The 15,491-nt window shown below is 45.7% G+C and carries 17 protein-coding genes; 14 read left to right on the top strand and 3 right to left on the bottom strand.

Going from position 1 to position 15,491, the window contains the following annotated elements:
• The first annotated feature begins 5 nt into the window (after nucleotides 1-5).
• From GKG41_RS01640 to GKG41_RS01630, 3 genes are all read left to right on the top strand, one after another.
• Entirely contained in the window at nucleotides 6-467 is a 462-nt protein-coding gene (locus GKG41_RS01640; RefSeq protein ID WP_154256612.1) for a TadE family protein, read from the top strand.
• Nucleotides 451-1,758, top strand: coding sequence for a DUF6382 domain-containing protein (locus tag GKG41_RS01635; RefSeq protein WP_154256610.1), 1,308 nt, complete (start codon nucleotides 451-453; stop codon nucleotides 1,756-1,758). Before GKG41_RS01640 ends, GKG41_RS01635 begins: the two co-directional genes overlap by 17 nt.
• A 72-nt stretch (nucleotides 1,759-1,830) precedes the next feature.
• Entirely contained in the window at nucleotides 1,831-2,490 is a 660-nt protein-coding gene (locus GKG41_RS01630; RefSeq protein WP_154256608.1) for a rhomboid family intramembrane serine protease, read from the top strand.
• A 2-nt stretch (nucleotides 2,491-2,492) separates the two neighbouring features.
• Here the strand turns inward: GKG41_RS01630 and GKG41_RS01625 are convergent, their stop codons facing one another.
• Nucleotides 2,493-3,221, bottom strand: coding sequence for an ATP-binding protein (locus GKG41_RS01625; protein WP_173015500.1), 729 nt, complete (start codon nucleotides 3,219-3,221; stop codon nucleotides 2,493-2,495).
• A gap of 129 nt (nucleotides 3,222-3,350) precedes the next feature.
• On the opposite strand from GKG41_RS01625, the gene GKG41_RS01620 reads away from it, so the two are divergent.
• Nucleotides 3,351-3,758: an HIT family protein gene (locus tag GKG41_RS01620; RefSeq protein ID WP_154256605.1), complete on the top strand. Its 408-nt coding sequence runs from the start codon at nucleotides 3,351-3,353 to the stop codon at nucleotides 3,756-3,758.
• Between the two features lie 24 nt (nucleotides 3,759-3,782).
• Nucleotides 3,783-4,349, top strand: a complete 567-nt coding sequence (locus GKG41_RS01615) for a sigma-70 family RNA polymerase sigma factor (RefSeq protein ID WP_154256603.1) — start codon at nucleotides 3,783-3,785, stop codon at nucleotides 4,347-4,349.
• On the opposite strand, the gene GKG41_RS01610 is transcribed toward GKG41_RS01615, so the two are convergent.
• Nucleotides 4,346-5,410 (bottom strand): undecaprenyldiphospho-muramoylpentapeptide beta-N-acetylglucosaminyltransferase, encoded by a 1,065-nt coding sequence (locus tag GKG41_RS01610; RefSeq protein ID WP_154256600.1) that lies wholly within the window; start codon nucleotides 5,408-5,410, stop codon nucleotides 4,346-4,348. The genes GKG41_RS01615 and GKG41_RS01610 overlap by 4 nt on opposite strands.
• A gap of 88 nt (nucleotides 5,411-5,498) precedes the next feature.
• Here GKG41_RS01610 and GKG41_RS01605 point away from each other — a divergent pair, with 88 nt between their 5' ends.
• From GKG41_RS01605 to GKG41_RS01590, 4 genes are all read left to right on the top strand, one after another.
• Nucleotides 5,499-6,368 carry a DUF4367 domain-containing protein gene (locus GKG41_RS01605; protein WP_154256598.1) on the top strand — a complete coding sequence of 290 codons (870 nt, stop codon included), beginning with the start codon at nucleotides 5,499-5,501 and terminating at the stop codon, nucleotides 6,366-6,368.
• Nucleotides 6,369-6,438: 70 nt separating this feature from the next.
• Nucleotides 6,439-6,930, top strand: a complete 492-nt coding sequence (locus tag GKG41_RS01600) for a DUF6147 family protein (protein WP_154256596.1) — start codon at nucleotides 6,439-6,441, stop codon at nucleotides 6,928-6,930.
• 34 nt (nucleotides 6,931-6,964) lie between these two features.
• On the top strand, nucleotides 6,965-8,098 hold the full coding sequence (locus GKG41_RS01595) for a hypothetical protein (RefSeq protein WP_154256594.1): 1,134 nt from the start codon (nucleotides 6,965-6,967) through the stop codon (nucleotides 8,096-8,098).
• Between the two features lie 90 nt (nucleotides 8,099-8,188).
• A complete protein-coding gene (locus GKG41_RS01590) occupies nucleotides 8,189-9,796 on the top strand; it encodes an MBL fold metallo-hydrolase (protein ID WP_154256592.1) in 1,608 nt (535 codons plus the stop codon).
• Between the two features lie 50 nt (nucleotides 9,797-9,846).
• Here the strand turns inward: GKG41_RS01590 and GKG41_RS01585 are convergent, their stop codons facing one another.
• Nucleotides 9,847-10,095: a TIGR03905 family TSCPD domain-containing protein gene (locus GKG41_RS01585; protein ID WP_154256590.1), complete on the bottom strand. Its 249-nt coding sequence runs from the start codon at nucleotides 10,093-10,095 to the stop codon at nucleotides 9,847-9,849.
• 317 nt (nucleotides 10,096-10,412) lie between these two features.
• Here GKG41_RS01585 and GKG41_RS01580 point away from each other — a divergent pair, with 317 nt between their 5' ends.
• The 5 genes from GKG41_RS01580 (at nucleotide 10,413) to GKG41_RS23845 (ending at nucleotide 15,490) form a co-directional block, all read left to right on the top strand.
• The gene (locus GKG41_RS01580) at nucleotides 10,413-11,468 is read left to right on the top strand and encodes a helix-turn-helix domain-containing protein (protein ID WP_226903790.1); all 1,056 of its coding nucleotides are present in this window, start codon (nucleotides 10,413-10,415) and stop codon (nucleotides 11,466-11,468) included.
• 192 nt (nucleotides 11,469-11,660) lie between these two features.
• A complete protein-coding gene (locus GKG41_RS01575) occupies nucleotides 11,661-12,827 on the top strand; it encodes an ROK family transcriptional regulator (RefSeq protein ID WP_154256588.1) in 1,167 nt (388 codons plus the stop codon).
• Nucleotides 12,828-13,044: 217 nt separating this feature from the next.
• Nucleotides 13,045-13,353, top strand: a complete 309-nt coding sequence (locus tag GKG41_RS01570) for a hypothetical protein (RefSeq protein WP_154256586.1) — start codon at nucleotides 13,045-13,047, stop codon at nucleotides 13,351-13,353.
• Between the two features lie 15 nt (nucleotides 13,354-13,368).
• Nucleotides 13,369-14,382: an extracellular solute-binding protein gene (locus GKG41_RS01565; protein ID WP_154256584.1), complete on the top strand. Its 1,014-nt coding sequence runs from the start codon at nucleotides 13,369-13,371 to the stop codon at nucleotides 14,380-14,382.
• Nucleotides 14,372-15,490: a PfkB family carbohydrate kinase gene (locus GKG41_RS23845; RefSeq protein ID WP_154256582.1), complete on the top strand. Its 1,119-nt coding sequence runs from the start codon at nucleotides 14,372-14,374 to the stop codon at nucleotides 15,488-15,490. Before GKG41_RS01565 ends, GKG41_RS23845 begins: the two co-directional genes overlap by 11 nt.
• Nucleotide 15,491: the final 1 nt, after the last annotated feature.

The raw sequence follows: 15,491 nt of genomic DNA, 5'->3' as shown, positions 1-15,491 counted from the left end.
CAGGTATGACCACAGTATGTGAACTGAGAAAAAGAAGACAGATAAAAGAATACAGAGGAAGCTTTACGGTAGAGGCAGCTTTATGCATGCCTTTGGTTTTGATGGTGCTGACCGTGACCCTGTATCTGTGCTTTTTTGTATACCATCGGGCCTGGTATACGGCCGCAGCCTATGAGGGGGCCGTAAGTGCGGGAACAGCGGCAGCCAGGAATCTTACGGAGGCCCGCCATATAGCTGAATCTAAGATAAAAGACAACCAGGGAAACGGGGGGATATTATCAGGCACTGTACAATCCGGGCTGAGTGCCGGCAGCAGCCGTATAGTGGTTACCTACCAGGGAGGAATCGGCGGTCCGTTTCTAAGAAACAGGTGGGAATTTCAGGGGAAGGGTGAAATAAAGGTACTCCGCCCTGTAGAATTCATCCGAAAAATCAGAAAGGCAGAGGTATATGCGGGGGGACTATAAGAGGGATCTGAACCATAATTATTTAATCTTTGAGGAAGAGGGGGAGGTGGATACGGCTTCATATGAGGTCCGCATGATCCTGATGAATTCTATTCCCGGGCTGCTTCCCTGCTCCATTCAGAAAATAGATAACCGTACTCTCTTCTATTATGAGATAACCTCCAGGCAGTCTCTTGGGACAATGTATGGGGACAAAAAACTGGGAAGAGAGGAGCTCTATCCCATCTTAAAAAGTTTGGTGGATACTATCAAAGTGATGCAGGCCTATCTGCTGGACCCAGGGCATCTGGTTTTAGAGCCGGAGCATATTTACATGGAGGCGGGCGGCCAAAGGGCTTATTTCAGCTTTATCCCGGTTCACCAGGGAGACGCCAGGGAGGGCATGAGGGAGCTGATGGAATATCTTCTGCCTAAAATAGACCACCAGGATCCAGATGCCGTGAGAATTGGGTATGGAATATACCACTGCGTGACGGAAGATAATTTTCAGCTGGAACAGATAGAAAAAGAGTTATTTGCTTCTGAGGGAGAGCAGATGGAGGAACCTTCCAGGGAGGCGGAGACAGGTGGCGGCGCAGAAGAGGAGGTTCATGAGAGAGAAGAGATATTGCGCCAGATATGCAGGGAGCCCCAAGAAGAAGAATTTCCCGGGAGTAGGGAGGAGATCAAGACAGCAGCTGTGGTGGCCGGGGGGATTTTGATGATTGGGGGAGGCTTTCTGGCGTGGAATTACCGGTACATTCCCTGGAATTATCTGGCCGCCGGCTTTGGAGGTCTGCTTGCGCTGGCAGGAATCGCAGGCCTGATCTGGTACCGCAGACGAAAGAAAGAATTGTTATCCCCTGGAGAAGGGACAAAAGAAAAGGCGGGGGGCAGTCCAGAACACCCCATCCCCTATCCAGATGCAGAAACGGGATCTGAGACAGGGAAAACCAGAAGGGAAGCCTGGGAGTCCTCCGGTGAGGAGACCAGCCTTTTGACCGGGCAGGAAGAGGGAAGGAATCACTGTCTGCGGGGAAAGGGCAGCAGCGTCGGGAAACTTATTACACTGGAAGAGGGGGTTATTCTGGTAGGCAAGATGGCGGAGGCGGTGGATTACTGCATTCCCCTGGCTACCGTGAGCCGGATCCACTGTAAGCTTGAAGTGACCCGGGACTTGTGCCTGATACAGGATTTGAATTCGAAAAACGGAACGTATGTCAACGGAAGACTTCTTGAAAGCCGTGAGAAATATCCTCTGCAGGAACATGATGAAGTGAAAATTGCAGATGTGATTTTTTATTATGAATAGAGTAGGGTATGCAGGTTGCATTCCCGGCGCAAAAGCTATATAATGTTCCCATGTCAGGAGGAGAATTTATCCATGAATGAATATTATTATCCCCCCCAGGGACCATCCAGGCTGGACGAATTAAAGATTCAGGTGCAGAAAAGAAAGCCCGTGATTATAAATACCCTGATGATTGCGGTTAATATCCTGGTATTTCTTCTGGTTGAGGTAACGGGTTCTTCCGGGGACAGCATGCATATGATTGCATGGGGTGCCGCATTTCCGCCGCTGATCCAGGAAGGAGAATATTACCGTCTGTTTACCTGCATGTTTCTGCATTTTGGTTTTGCACATCTGGTAAATAATATGATTGTACTGGGTTTCCTGGGCGATAACCTGGAACGGGCGGTAGGAAGGGTCAGATACCTGATTATCTATCTTCTGGGCGGCATAGGGGCCAGCTATATCTCTTATTACACAGAGATATCAGGCAGCAGCGGGCGTATCAGTGTATCCGCAGGAGCTTCCGGCGCTATCTTTGCAGTGATCGGGGCTATGCTTTACATTCTTATAGTGAATAAAGGCAGGCTGGAGGATCTGACCACACGTCAGATGGTAGTGCTTGCAGGTCTGACCTTATATCATGGATTCATCAGCGCAGGCGTGGATAACGCCGCTCATGTAGGCGGGCTGATCTGCGGATTTGTACTGGGCGTGCTCCTTTACCGGAGAAAAAAAGTAAATATTATGTAGGATTAACAGATGGGGAGGATGACAGAGAATGTGGTTCCCTCACCTTCTTTGCTGTCTACCTGGATGGTACCGTTATGGGCTTCTATTACACCTTTTGCGATTGAAAGTCCCAGTCCGGTACCATCCTTTTTGTAGGTGACAAAGGGTTTGAAAAGTTCAGACATATGCTCCGCAGGTATGCCTTTACCGGTATCGGAGATCTGAATGGTGATATCGGAACCGTCTGTCTCCAGGCTAATGGTGATAGCTCCGTCTGTTCCTATGGCTTCGTGGGCATTTCGGATGAAATTGTAAAAAGTTTGTTGCATTTTAACGGTATCCAGAGGTAAAGTAGGAAGAGCGGTTTTCTTTATCAGCTGAATGGTTATCTGATCCTGTTCCAGTGTGGGGCGGGTGGACTCTACGATTTCGGACAGTATGGCGTAAATATTTGCTTCGCTTCTCACCACCCGGTCCGAATTATTATAAGAAGATAGCTCATCCAGCAGAGATCGGAGAAACAGCATGTTGTCCATGACCTTCTTCCAATAGTCATCACCGGACAGTTCGGGATAGCGTACCTCCAGCAGCTGAAGGAAACTGTTAATTAATGTTACAGGGTTCCGTATCTCGTGAGAGATTTTGGAAATAGTAAATTTGTGGTTGTCTTCTAATTCAGATAAGAAACGTCTGATATCTGGATTTTCCATACAAAGTTCTTCAATAGTTTCTGATTCGCGCACATTTAACATAATTTTGCACCTCCTGTTACAGTGTATCATCAGACTTTGTAAATATCAAACAATATTGTATTGCAAAAACTCGTAAAATACGACAAAATAAAAAGAAACAAATATATAACAAAAGGAGGAGACAATAATATGTCCGAATGTATATTTTGTAAGATAGCAAATGGGGAAATTCCCTCCGCTGCATTATTTGAAGATGAGAACTTCAGAGTGATCCTGGATCTTGGTCCGGCCAGCAAGGGCCATGCGCTGATTCTGCCAAAGGCTCACTATGCAGATATTTATGAGATACCGGGAGAGCTTGCAGCGGAGGCAATGGTGCTGGCAAAAAAGATGGCAGAAAGAATGACGGAAGTTTTAAAATGCGACGGATTCAATATTGTACAGAATAACGGGGAGATAGCGGGGCAGACAGTTTTTCACTTTCATATGCATTTAATACCGCGGTACGAAGGTGACAACGTTGCTCTTGGATGGAAACCAGGCAGCCTGACGGAGGAAGACAGGGAAAGTATACTTGCTGCCTTCCAGAAAAAGTAGGTCTTATAAAGGAAACCAGAAAAGATGGATAATATTAACAAGAAGTTACAAGCATTGTATGACAAGTACTGGAGTCTGGCCACTAAGATAGCTAATAATGTGATACATGATTATGGATGGTCTCAGGACATATGCCAGGAAGTTTTTGTATCTCTTTACCAGCTGGTAGAAAGACAGGAATTAAACGATGACTTGATAAAATACTGGCTGATTGTGACTACAAAACACAAAGCAATTGATTACTGCAGGAAAGCATACAGGAAGTACGAAACGGTAGGTTACGAGTATGGTGAGAATGAATCCCAAGAGGATGCGAATGTGAGGAGAAGCCATCATGCCAGAGCCTGTTATGTAGAAGATGAGATGGCAGACGACTACATCAAAAAGGAATTTATCAAAGAAATGATGGAAGATCTCGAAGAACATAATAAGAATTGGCATGAGATTATCGAGAAAAGCTATGTGGAACAAAAAGATGCCACGGAAATTGCCGGAGAGCTGGGTATCACGGTAGAAAATGTGAGAACCAGGCTCCACCGGGCAAAGTCATGGACGCAAAAGCGGTATCAGTCGGAATATGACGGGCTTTAATTCACAGCATCCTCAATTAAATCTACAATATGCTTGATGGAATCAATATGATTGCTCTCTGACATAGCCTCCATATAAGAATGGCGGTTGCCGTATAATTCCCGGATAGAGAAGAGCAGTGTTTTATCTGTAATCTCTTCTTCTTCCAGAACCATACTGTAGCCCAATTTTTCAAAGGAACGCGCATTTAATATCTGGTCGCCTCTGCTTGCTTTGGCGGACAGAGGAATCAAGAGATTCGGCTTATTGAGTGAGCTGATTTCACAGATAGCATTGGCGCCGGCTCTGGAGATTACCAGATCAGCCAGGGCAAACAGGTCAGCCAGTTCTTTTTTGATGTAATCATACTGGACATAGCCTTTTGTTCCTACAAGAGACTCATCCAGCTTTCCTTTTCCGCACAGGTGGATGACCTGAAACTCTTCCAGAAGCTCCGGAAGGATTCTGCGGATACAGTCATTGATGGCGGCAGCCCCAAGGCTTCCTCCGATTATCATAATTACAGGCTTCTCTTCGGTGAGGCCGGTAAAGGCACGGGCTCTTTTTACATCCCCGGAAAGTAATTCCTGGCGAATAGGAGTACCGGTGAGGACTGCTTTGTTGGCGGGAAGCTCATTTACTGTCTCAGGAAAGTTGCAGCACACTTTAGTGGCAAAGGGAATGCAAATCTTATTGGCCAGACCGGGAGTCATATCAGATTCGTGGATAAAGGTGGGGATTTTTTGTCTGCTTGCGGCAATTACAACCGGTACAGTGACAAAACCTCCCTTGGAGAATACTACGTCAGGTTTCAGTTTTTTCAGGAGCCGGGCCGCTTCTCCATATCCTTTTACAACTTTAAAGGGATCGGTAAAATTTTTGACGTCAAAGTACCGTCTTAATTTACCAGAAGATATCCCATAATAAGGAATATCCAGTTCTTCGATGAGTTTTTTTTCGATTCCGTCGTAAGAACCGATATAGGAAATAGTGTAGCCCAATTCCTGCAATCTGGGAATCATGGCGATATTTGGTGTTACGTGGCCGGCAGTTCCGCCGCCCGTGAGAACAATATGTTTCATTTATTTCCTCCTACATATCAAGCAAAATAGTAACTATAGATAAATATGATACACTTGCAAAAAAAAGTCAAGGAAAGATAAGGGTTTCATGAGTAGATTTGAGAAATTATCACAGGAGAATAACAAACCGAAAGCAGAGGCCTCAGAGGAGATTTTTATGACAAAAAGTGAGATAGAAGCTCTTCGGGAAGAGGCTGAACAGATTGAACGAGAATTGGAAGAGGACCCGTTCATAGACAGTATGGATCCTCCCAAAGAGCTGTACAACCGAATTGTGCAGGAATTGAAAGACAAAGGCATATACCATGAAGACGAAGAAGATTTTAACGAAGAGAAAGAAGAGGTGGTAGAGGAAAAGAAAAAAGTGGTATTCTATTCCAGGTGGAAACGGGCTGGAAAATGTGCAGCTATTGTTTGCCTTATTTTGTCAGGAGTATTTGGGGTTGCTATGACTAGTGAGGCGAATAGGGTGTACTTGATAAGTCAGGTTGAGTCTTGGCTCGGGACGGATAGTAACTTGAAAATTAATAACTCTGGTATTCATCAAGACGGAGATTTAAGTGAATTTGAGGCAAAACAAGTTATTGAGAACACCCTAAATATAAAGGCACCAAGATTAATATTTATTCCGGAAGGAATGAGTTTTTCGTCGTATACTGTTGATGAAGAGAGTTGTATAGCTCTTATGCAGTACACATACGAGGATCACATTATATCCTTATATATGTCTAATAGCCAAAACGAAAGTGCCGAGTTTTCTGCATATGATGGTGTAAAACTGGATTCACCCATTACTAATGCTAATCACGTAACTGTAGAAATATGGGAGATTAAGGATGAGAGAGATATCCAACCAAATTATGTGGCAAAATGGGAATATAAAAATTGTTATTACGAACTCTCAGGGAAGTTAGATATAGAGACGTTTACTAAAATAATTCAAGAAATTACTTTTTAGGTGTAATTATTTAGGATTTAACTCGTATTTAATAGTAGAGGAATAAGTAATCTAGGGAAAGGATATAAAAATGAAGATACATAAAATGATTTTAACTTTGTTAAGTGTAATACTGCTGACTAATTTTACATCATCTATTGTTAGGGCAGAAGCATTGGATAATTTAGGTTTAGTGGTGGATGGCTCTCTTTTAACTAATAAATTAGAAGTAGAAGATACTACTATGAAGCTTGTTAGAGGGAATATTCTAAATAAAGGGACAGCTAAATGTACAAATGCTGGAGATGGTAAAGTGACTGCTACAGGCTTAACCATTGCTCATGTAATCTGTGACAATTTATATCTTTCGTTATCATTGGATAAATATAATCCTGAGGATCAAACCTGGAGTTCGTTTAAAACTTGGTCTGTTTCGGAACAAGAAACATCATCTTTGTTAAAATCATACACAATTGATGTTGATAGAGGTTATTTTTATAGAGTTAGAGGAAATCATGCAGCTGAGGATGGTGAAACATACGAATCTGTGGAGACTTGTACAGACGGTATATTAATAAAATAAAAATTATAAAATTAAGAACAGGAGGCACAACCCCATGAAAGCCCTATACTTTCGCACCTTATTTAGAAACATGAATGACGGCATCTACCACATATTAAGCATGTGGAACGAACCACAGGACTACACTGCCAGTGTGGTATATCTCTGCGGAGCAGATGCCAGTATCCCGAGGACGCTCAGCGAGGATGCGCGATTCTCTGATGAAACATTCCCTATTGATCTGCTGGTAATCTCACACCTGAACCTTCAATATCTGGAATATGTTATTGAGATGTTGGAGCTGAGAAGGGTAAAACAGATTATTATGCCGTACATAGATAAAAAGCAGCGTGCCAGCCTGCTCCGCCATTTGGAAGGGCAGGAGCAGCCGGACAAGCTTACACTGAATTCTAAAGGGAGAACGTTTCTCAGGGATCCTTACCGCTATGCGCTGAGTAAGGGTGTGGAAGAGTTCAGGTATCTCATGGGGAATGGCCCTGCCTATGAAGGTCAGGATACCATACCGGGCGGATACTTCCAGCCGTTGGAGAAATCTTTGGATGAGAAGATATGGAAGGAAGAGGATGGATTTGTCCCGGTCTATAAGGCTGGCTACCTGATCATGAACCGGTGGGTGCTATCCTTTGGGGTATACCAGGGAAATGGTTATCCTACCATAGTTATGTATCACGGCTCCATCGAGGATGATTTAGTGGAAGAGGACTGTGTAATGTCCGTGAAGCCATTTTCGTTTATTCAGTCCTGCAAGGGACGGATGAAGGGTGAATGTGACCTGTGCAGTCTGGCATGTACCCACAGGAGCGATTTTGCTTTACTGAAGGGACACAGTAAAAAGGCACTAACCGAATATGAGAACGGAACCCTGCTGCTGGGAAATATGCTGCTGCCCGGAAATGTGGAGCGACTGTATCACAGATTTCATTATGTGAAAGAGAAAGTCAGATTCCTGGCAGTTCCCAACTGCGGAGCAAAAGAAAACTGGGATTACCGGGTAATGGGATTTGGAAAAGAGAATAATTACAGATATTATGCATGTCCGGTGAATACCCTGAGTGATGCCGATACTTTTAGAACGCTGGGCACCATCAGCCCTTATATCCGTTTATCCATGTTGAATGAATATTATGGACTCTGCGGCAGCGGATTTTTAACAAATCGAATAAAATAAGGGAAAATCATATCATAACCTCCCCCTTTAGGGTATAATAGAGTAAATGCTGATATTAGTAAAAGCTCAATACCGAAAAGGGGGTTTTTTATGAGACTTACATTTATTGGGGCGACTCATGAGGTAACGGGGAGCTGTTTTTATCTGGAGGCAGCAGGAAAGAAATTTTTGGTAGACTGTGGGATGGAGCAGGGGCCGGATCAGTACGAGAACCAGGAATTGCCGGTATCGATGGCGGACATTGATTTTGTTTTGCTGACCCATGCGCATATTGATCATTCGGGGAATCTGCCCTTAGCTTATGCAAAAGGATTTCGGGGAAATATTTATGCAACGGACGCCACCTGTGACCTGTGTGAGATTATGCTTCGCGACAGTGCCCATATCCAGATGTTTGAGGCTGAATGGAGGAACAGGAAAGGCAGACGTTCAGGAAAAGAGGAATTTGTTCCCGCATATACGCTGGAAGATGCCAATGGTGTAATCAAGCAGTTTGTGGGCTGTCCCTACAACAGGATTCTGACCCTGGAGGACGGCATCAGAGTAAGATATAATGATGCAGGACATCTGCTGGGATCTTCCAGTATTGAAGTCTGGATAGAGGAAGAGGGAGAAGAGCGGAAGCTGGTATTTTCCGGTGATATCGGGAATCTGGACCAGCCGCTGATCAAAGATCCTACCTATCTTACGGAGGCAGATTACGTTATCATGGAGTCAACCTATGGGGACAGAGATCATGAGATACGGACAGATTATGTCAGCCAATTAGTAGAGATTCTGGAAAAAACATTTGCCCGGGGCGGCAATGTGGTAGTTCCCTCCTTTGCCGTAGGGCGTACCCAGGAGATGCTGTACTTCCTCAGAAAGATTAAGGCAGATGGATTGGTGAAGGGGTATCCCGGATTCGAGGTTTTTGTTGACAGCCCGTTGGCTGTACAGGCGACAAATATCTTTAAAGAGCATTACCATGACTGTTACGATCAGGAAGCCATGGATTTGATTATGAAAGGGATTAATCCCATAAGTTTTCCTGGGCTGAAGCTTGCCATTACCAGTGATGAGTCCAGAGATATTAATTTTGACGAAAGGCCAAAGGTAATTCTCTCAGCCAGCGGTATGTGCGATGCCGGGCGGATCAAGCATCATCTGAAGCATAATCTGTGGAGACCCGAGTCCACCATTTTGTTTGTGGGGTATCAGGCCATAGGAACCCTGGGACGTGCTCTTGTGGAAGGGGCCACTGAGGTAAAGCTTTTTGGAGAAGAGGTTCAGGTTCAGGCAGAGATTACCCGCCTCCCCGGTATCAGCGGGCATGCGGATCGCACAGGACTTATGCGATGGGCCGCTTCCTTTCAGGAAAAGCCCAGGAAGGTTTTTGTGGTTCACGGGGACGATAAGGTATGTGAGATCTTTGCCAAGAAGCTAACCGATGAACTGCAGTATGATACCATGGCACCGTTCAGCGGGACCGTTTACGATCTGCTGGCAGACCAGGCAGTGAAGGAAACGGTCGGAATCCCTATCAGGAAGGCAGAGATTGGAGGCCAGCCTGTGAAGGCAGGAGGCGTCTACGCAAGGTTAATCGCAGCAGGGCAGAGATTAATGGCTGTTATCAGACGCAATGAAGGGGGTGCCAATAAAGATCTGGCCAGATTTGCAGATCAGATTAATTCCCTTTGTGATAAGTGGGACAGATAAAAACATGGACCAGGGACTGTGCACGTCTTGTGCATAGTCCCTGGTTTTTACTACTGTTTCTGTTCTTTTGCCAGCAGAAGTGCCTTTGCCAGCTGATCCGGACATGAAGTACCGCGGCCTCCGCAGTCTGTGCCCTGCAATTTTTCAATGACATCGTCAATTTTCATCCCTTGTACCAGGGTGGCAATTCCCTTAGTATTTCCATTGCATCCGCCTACGAAGTTGACTGATTTTACAATATCTCCGTCTAATTCAAGCTCAATGGCCCTGGAACAGGTTCCTTTTGTCTTATATACCATACTTTAATCCTCCTATATATAATGATATGATTCCATACTAGGAGCTATTATAGCAGATACAGAAAAAGATTTCCATCTCTCTTTCCGCAGGAAAGATCTTTTGCTATAATGGACAGGCAGCAATAAATCAACTATTGGTTGAAAAATAAAGAAAAAGTAAAAATCAACCTACAGTTGCTTGTAAATACCGGTGAAGAACGGATATGCTGTAACTATCTTAAGAGAGCGACGCGCCGTTTAGCCAGATACACATGACAGTAAAACATAAGAACCGTAACTTAATGAAAAGAAAATAAGATAGATAGGTGGGTTAAAGTATGGAAGATAATACAAATATGAATGGAGCAAACAAACGACTCCCTGAAGCCTTTGGGGACAGGATTGCATTTTTACGGAAGTTAAAGGGGCTGACTCAGGCTCAGCTGGCGGAGCAGTTAGGAATCTCTGCGCAGGCTGTCAGTAAGTGGGAAAGCGGGCTTTCCTGCCCGGATATTATGATGCTGGTTCCTCTGGCAGACATCTTTGGCATAAGTACAGATGTTTTGCTGGGAGGCGGCCAGCTGTCCGGAGGGGATACCGCGGAAGCTGCAGAGGAGACGCCCCTGCGGGAAGAAGCACCGGATGCCTCTGGGGCAGAACCGAACGGGGAAGAACACCAGAACTGTGCTGCGGGGGAAGATATCCCGCCGGAGGAGGATGTGCCGCTCCAGAAGCTGGAGCTGGAAAAGGTAATCCATGAGAATCATGTGACCATTCACTCTCTTCACATTGATATTTCTATGGCAGAAGCCATTGTTCGGGAGGGGGATGAGTTCGCGCTGGATTTATCCGGCTATCCTGACGGAGACTGCAGGGAGGAAGTAAAGGACGGTGTCTGGAAAATAAAGGATAAAGGCTATAAGGGCCTGTTTGTGCTGAACAACATTACCAATCTTTTCTCAGAGCGGAAGATAGTCATTATTATACCAAAAGGCTATCGGTTCCGGGATGTTAAAATCAAATTAGGTGCAGGCAAGCTGGTGGGCCGGGGAATTCTTGCCGAAACAAGCCGTTTGGATCTGGGGGCCGGTGAGGTTGTACTGGCAGATTATTACAGCGGGCCGGCCAAGATAAACTGTGGAATGGGTAAGGTTTTACTGGAAGGGCGCCTTACAGGCAAGTGCAAGCTGGACTGCGGGATGGGTGAGATAGCTGCGAGCCTGACCGTTCCTTCGGACTACGGGTATAGAGTTAAGGTAGGCATGGGAGATGTCAGAGTGGGAGACGATCGCTTTGGAGGCATGGGAGGGACATATAAGTCCAACCTTCAGGCAGAGAACTTCTTTGACATAAACTGCGGGATGGGGTCCGTGAAAGTTGTGCTGGACCGTTAAGTGAAAAAAGGGACAGGGCTGTCTGAAAATGGGACACCCCTGGTCGAATTTGGGACGTGTTCTTTCTAAAAGGAACACGTCCCAAATTCTACTCTTGACAAATTCCGATATCTGATCTACTATACAATTATTAAAGTTATTAAAATAATTATTAAAATAATTCATAAAATAATAGGAGGGGTGAGACAGAGGATGAAGGTTGACAGTTCCGTTGAACTGAAAAAGGTTCACGCAAAAGAGATTATTAATTATTTAAAGAGAAATAAAAGCTGTACCAAAAAGGTAATGGCTGAGGAGCTGGGTCTCAGCTTCGCCACAGTTTCTAATATATGCAATGAGATGAGAGAAAAGGGATATCTGGAGGAGACGGCCCTGGAGGATACTAAGGTGGTGGGCAGAACTCCCAAGGGAATCTCCCTGAACTATAACAACCTCATGTCTCTGTGCTTTGATTTGACCAGGTTTGGGGTTATCCGTGTGGCTGTGGCGGATTACAGCACCCGTGTGGTCTATGACGACAGATTTGACTACAGCCAAAAAAGCAGCATCCTGGAGGTAGTACAGACCTGCGGAAGTATATACAGAGAACAGGTGCTCAAGCGTTTTTCAGAGGATCAGATTGTAGGGGTAGGAGTTGCTGTTCCCGGAATTTTTGAGAAAAAAACCCATAACATTGTGTCTTCAGAGATCGAGCTGTTTAATAATCAGCCCATGAAAGAGATGCTGTCAAAGACCTTGGGGAAGACAGTTTATATTGACAACGAGTCTAATCTCTGTGTCATGTCTGAGTACATGAGGGAAAATATCTATAGAAATCAGGACAATATCGTTTATCTTTTTGCGGATGAAGGTCTTGGAATCGGCGTAGTTGCCAATGGCAAGTTAATCTGCGGCAGCGGCGGGTATGCCCCGGAGATTTGTCATATGCCCATCGGCAATATGCAGATGCAGTGTCATCTGTGCTCCAGCATGGGCTGTGTGGAAAGCGATCTGCGCATTATGGGGTATGTGGAGAAATACAACCTCTATGGCAGCAGGAAAATTACTTCTTATGAGGAATTCCTGAAACTCTGGGAAAAAAAGGAAGGCACGGCAGTTCAGGTATTAGAGGAGAATGCCGCCATTTTGGGAAGGCTTCTCTCTATCTTAAACAATATCTTTAACCCCGACTGTATTTACATAGGAGGGGAAACGGTGGGACTGATCCGGGAAGTTTTAGAAAAGAGTATGGAACAGGTTACATCCAGACTTCTGGTGCAGGGAAACGTACTCCCCGAAGTAAAGATGGATGCAGACTGCAGCGCCACGGTTTTGTGCGGGGCTGCAGAGATGGTATTTTCCCAGTGGATGCCCCTTTAACCGGCGGGCGGAGGAAGGTACAGCTTTATGATATAAACAGAATAAATTCTGACCGGAAGCCAGGGGGGATACAGCCGGACAGATTTATACCATTTCGGTACATACCGCGGAAACCGAAGTGGTACCCTGGAGGCGTAAGCCGCCTGCGGGGGAATAAACTATTAATCAACAGAACCAAAGGTTGGTTCCGAAACAGGAAAGATTATGGGAGGAAACTATGTTTAAGAAATTTGTAGCTATGTTATGCGCAGGCACACTGGTATTCTCGATGGCAGGCTGCGGAGGCAGTAAGGACAGCGCAAAAGAGGACACGAAAACAGAGGCAAAGGGAGACAGCAAAGAGGATGAGGACGTCACCATTTCCATTCTCTGGCAGCAGGAGGTGTCTGAGCAGTTCTGGGATCTGCCTCTGGAGAAGTTTAAGGAGAAATATCCTAATGTAAATGTGGAATTTGAGAGTAACGCCAAGGCGGCAGAGGTAATCCGCAATCTTCTCAATGTCAAAGAGGCTCCGGATATCTTCTAGACCTGGATCAGTGATGTGGACTATTATGGGTTTGCCAAAGAAGGGCTGTTATATCCCGTAGACGACATACTGGCAGAGCAGAATGCAGAGGGCACTAAGACCATGGAGGAAACCATTTTCTCCGCAGGACTTGCTTTGGGTGAGGTGGACGGATCCCACTATTTCCTTCCCACCAGCAAGCTGATCGCGGGCAACTTTTACAGCGGCAAGCTCTTTGCGGACAATAACTGGACAGTACCGTCTACCTGGGAGGAATACCAGACGCTGTGCAAAACCATAAAGGACAGCGGTGTTACCCCTATGATTTATGCAGGTGTATACCCCTTTATGCTGGCAGATGCCTTTCTGGTACCCATGATTCAAAATCTGGATCCGAAAACAATGGAAGCTATTAACAACAACGAGGCGGGTGCCTGGAAACAGCCCGCAGCTCTGGAAGCGGTTACCCGCCTTCAGGAGATGAGGGATGCTGGCTATATAGATAAGAACTCGCTGGCCATGGACCACATCCAGTCTCAGATTGATTTCATCGGAAACAACGACGCCTTTGTTCCCTCAGGAAGCTGGCTGGAAGGAGAGATGGAGGATCAGTGGCCGGACGACTTTGACCTGCAGCCTATGTATGCGCCAGGCGAGGAAGCCGGCAAGACTTCAACCACAGCTGTTGTAGAATGTATGGTTCTTCCGAAGCAGGAGGATGACGGCAAGCTGGAATATATCAAAGAACTTGTAAAATTATTCTATTCTGAAGAAAATGCCAAATATGTGGCTGAAAAGACAGGCTTCCTGCTGGCTATGGAAGAACAGTCTGACGAGGTAATGGAACTGCTTCCAAAGAGCGCACAGACCATGTGGAAGATGGCAGATGACAATGTAAGCATTATATCTCCTTCTTACAAAGTGAGATACAAAGAGGTACTCGGGGAACTGAATAACTGCATCAATGCTTTAATCCAGGAGGAAATAAATGCAGAAGAATTCTGCGAGAGAATGGATAAAGTAGCACAGGAGACAAGCGGTGGCAAATAATATAAAAATATTAGAGGTATTAGAACGTGCCATGAAGTCCGGCAGCAGCATTACTGCTGCTGCCGGTTTTGATGTAGTCGTGGATCATGTGGTGCGTGCGGTAAAACAAAAAAGCGGACAGCTGCCCGGTACATACTTTGAAACCATTGAGGAATTTGGCAGTTATCTGATATCAAAGAAGAACATGAGCTGTTCCATTGAACTGGAGCTTCAGCAGGAGAAAATCGGGGGCAATATGGCCATATTTGCCAACAGCCTTGGCACCCTTGGGGTAAAGACACATTGTATCGGCAGTATGGGGTATCCTAAGATTGATCCGGTATTTAAGAATATGAATGGCAACTGCATGCTCCATTCCGTGTGCAGAACCGGGCAGTGCAATGCCCTGGAGTTTCATGACGGCAAGGTTATGCTTTCTTCAATGGATAACCTAAAGGAAATGACCTGGGATATGATAGCCGGCAGGATGAACAGAGAAGAACTCATAGGATATTTCAGGGACAGCCGCCTGATCGCCCTTCTCAACTGGAGTGAGCTGGCCGAGGCTACAGCATTGTTTCAGGCGGTTTATGACAACTGTATAAAAGGAGGAAAAAAAGAGAAAAACAAATGGCTTCTCCTGGATCTCTCGGATGCATCCAGAAAGTCCGGGGAGGAACTGGTCCAGATCCTGCGCCTGGGAGAAGCATTTGCAGAATACAGGACAACGGTGTTCAGCATGAATGAAAATGAGGCCCGCCTGATCTATAAGGCCTTATTCCACAGAGAGGGAAAAAGCAGAAGAGAAATGGGACAGGAGATAAGCCGCAGGCTTAGCATCGATTACCTCATCCTCCATCTTCCCCACTGTGCCTACGGCTATACCAAGGGAATCATGGTAAAGGAAGAGGGGTATTACACCCCCGTTCCCAAACTGTCAACCGGGGGCGGGGATAACTTTAACGCGGGTCTGTGCTTTGGGCTGCTGCAGGGGCTGCCCCTGGCGGAGAGCCTGAGGCTTGGCAATGCCACATCGGGCTATTATGTCCGCACAGGCGAGAGCCCGGATGTATACCGGCTCTATGAATTTATGCAGGGGTACACAAAACTGGAAAGGGCAGGTGAATGAC

It is taken from the genome of Lactonifactor sp. BIOML-A5, assembly GCF_009677585.1.
GTDB lineage: Bacteria > Bacillota > Clostridia > Lachnospirales > Lachnospiraceae > Lactonifactor.
Note: the sequence above shows the minus strand (reverse complement) of the source record. Positions and strands in the feature narration are given on the sequence as shown.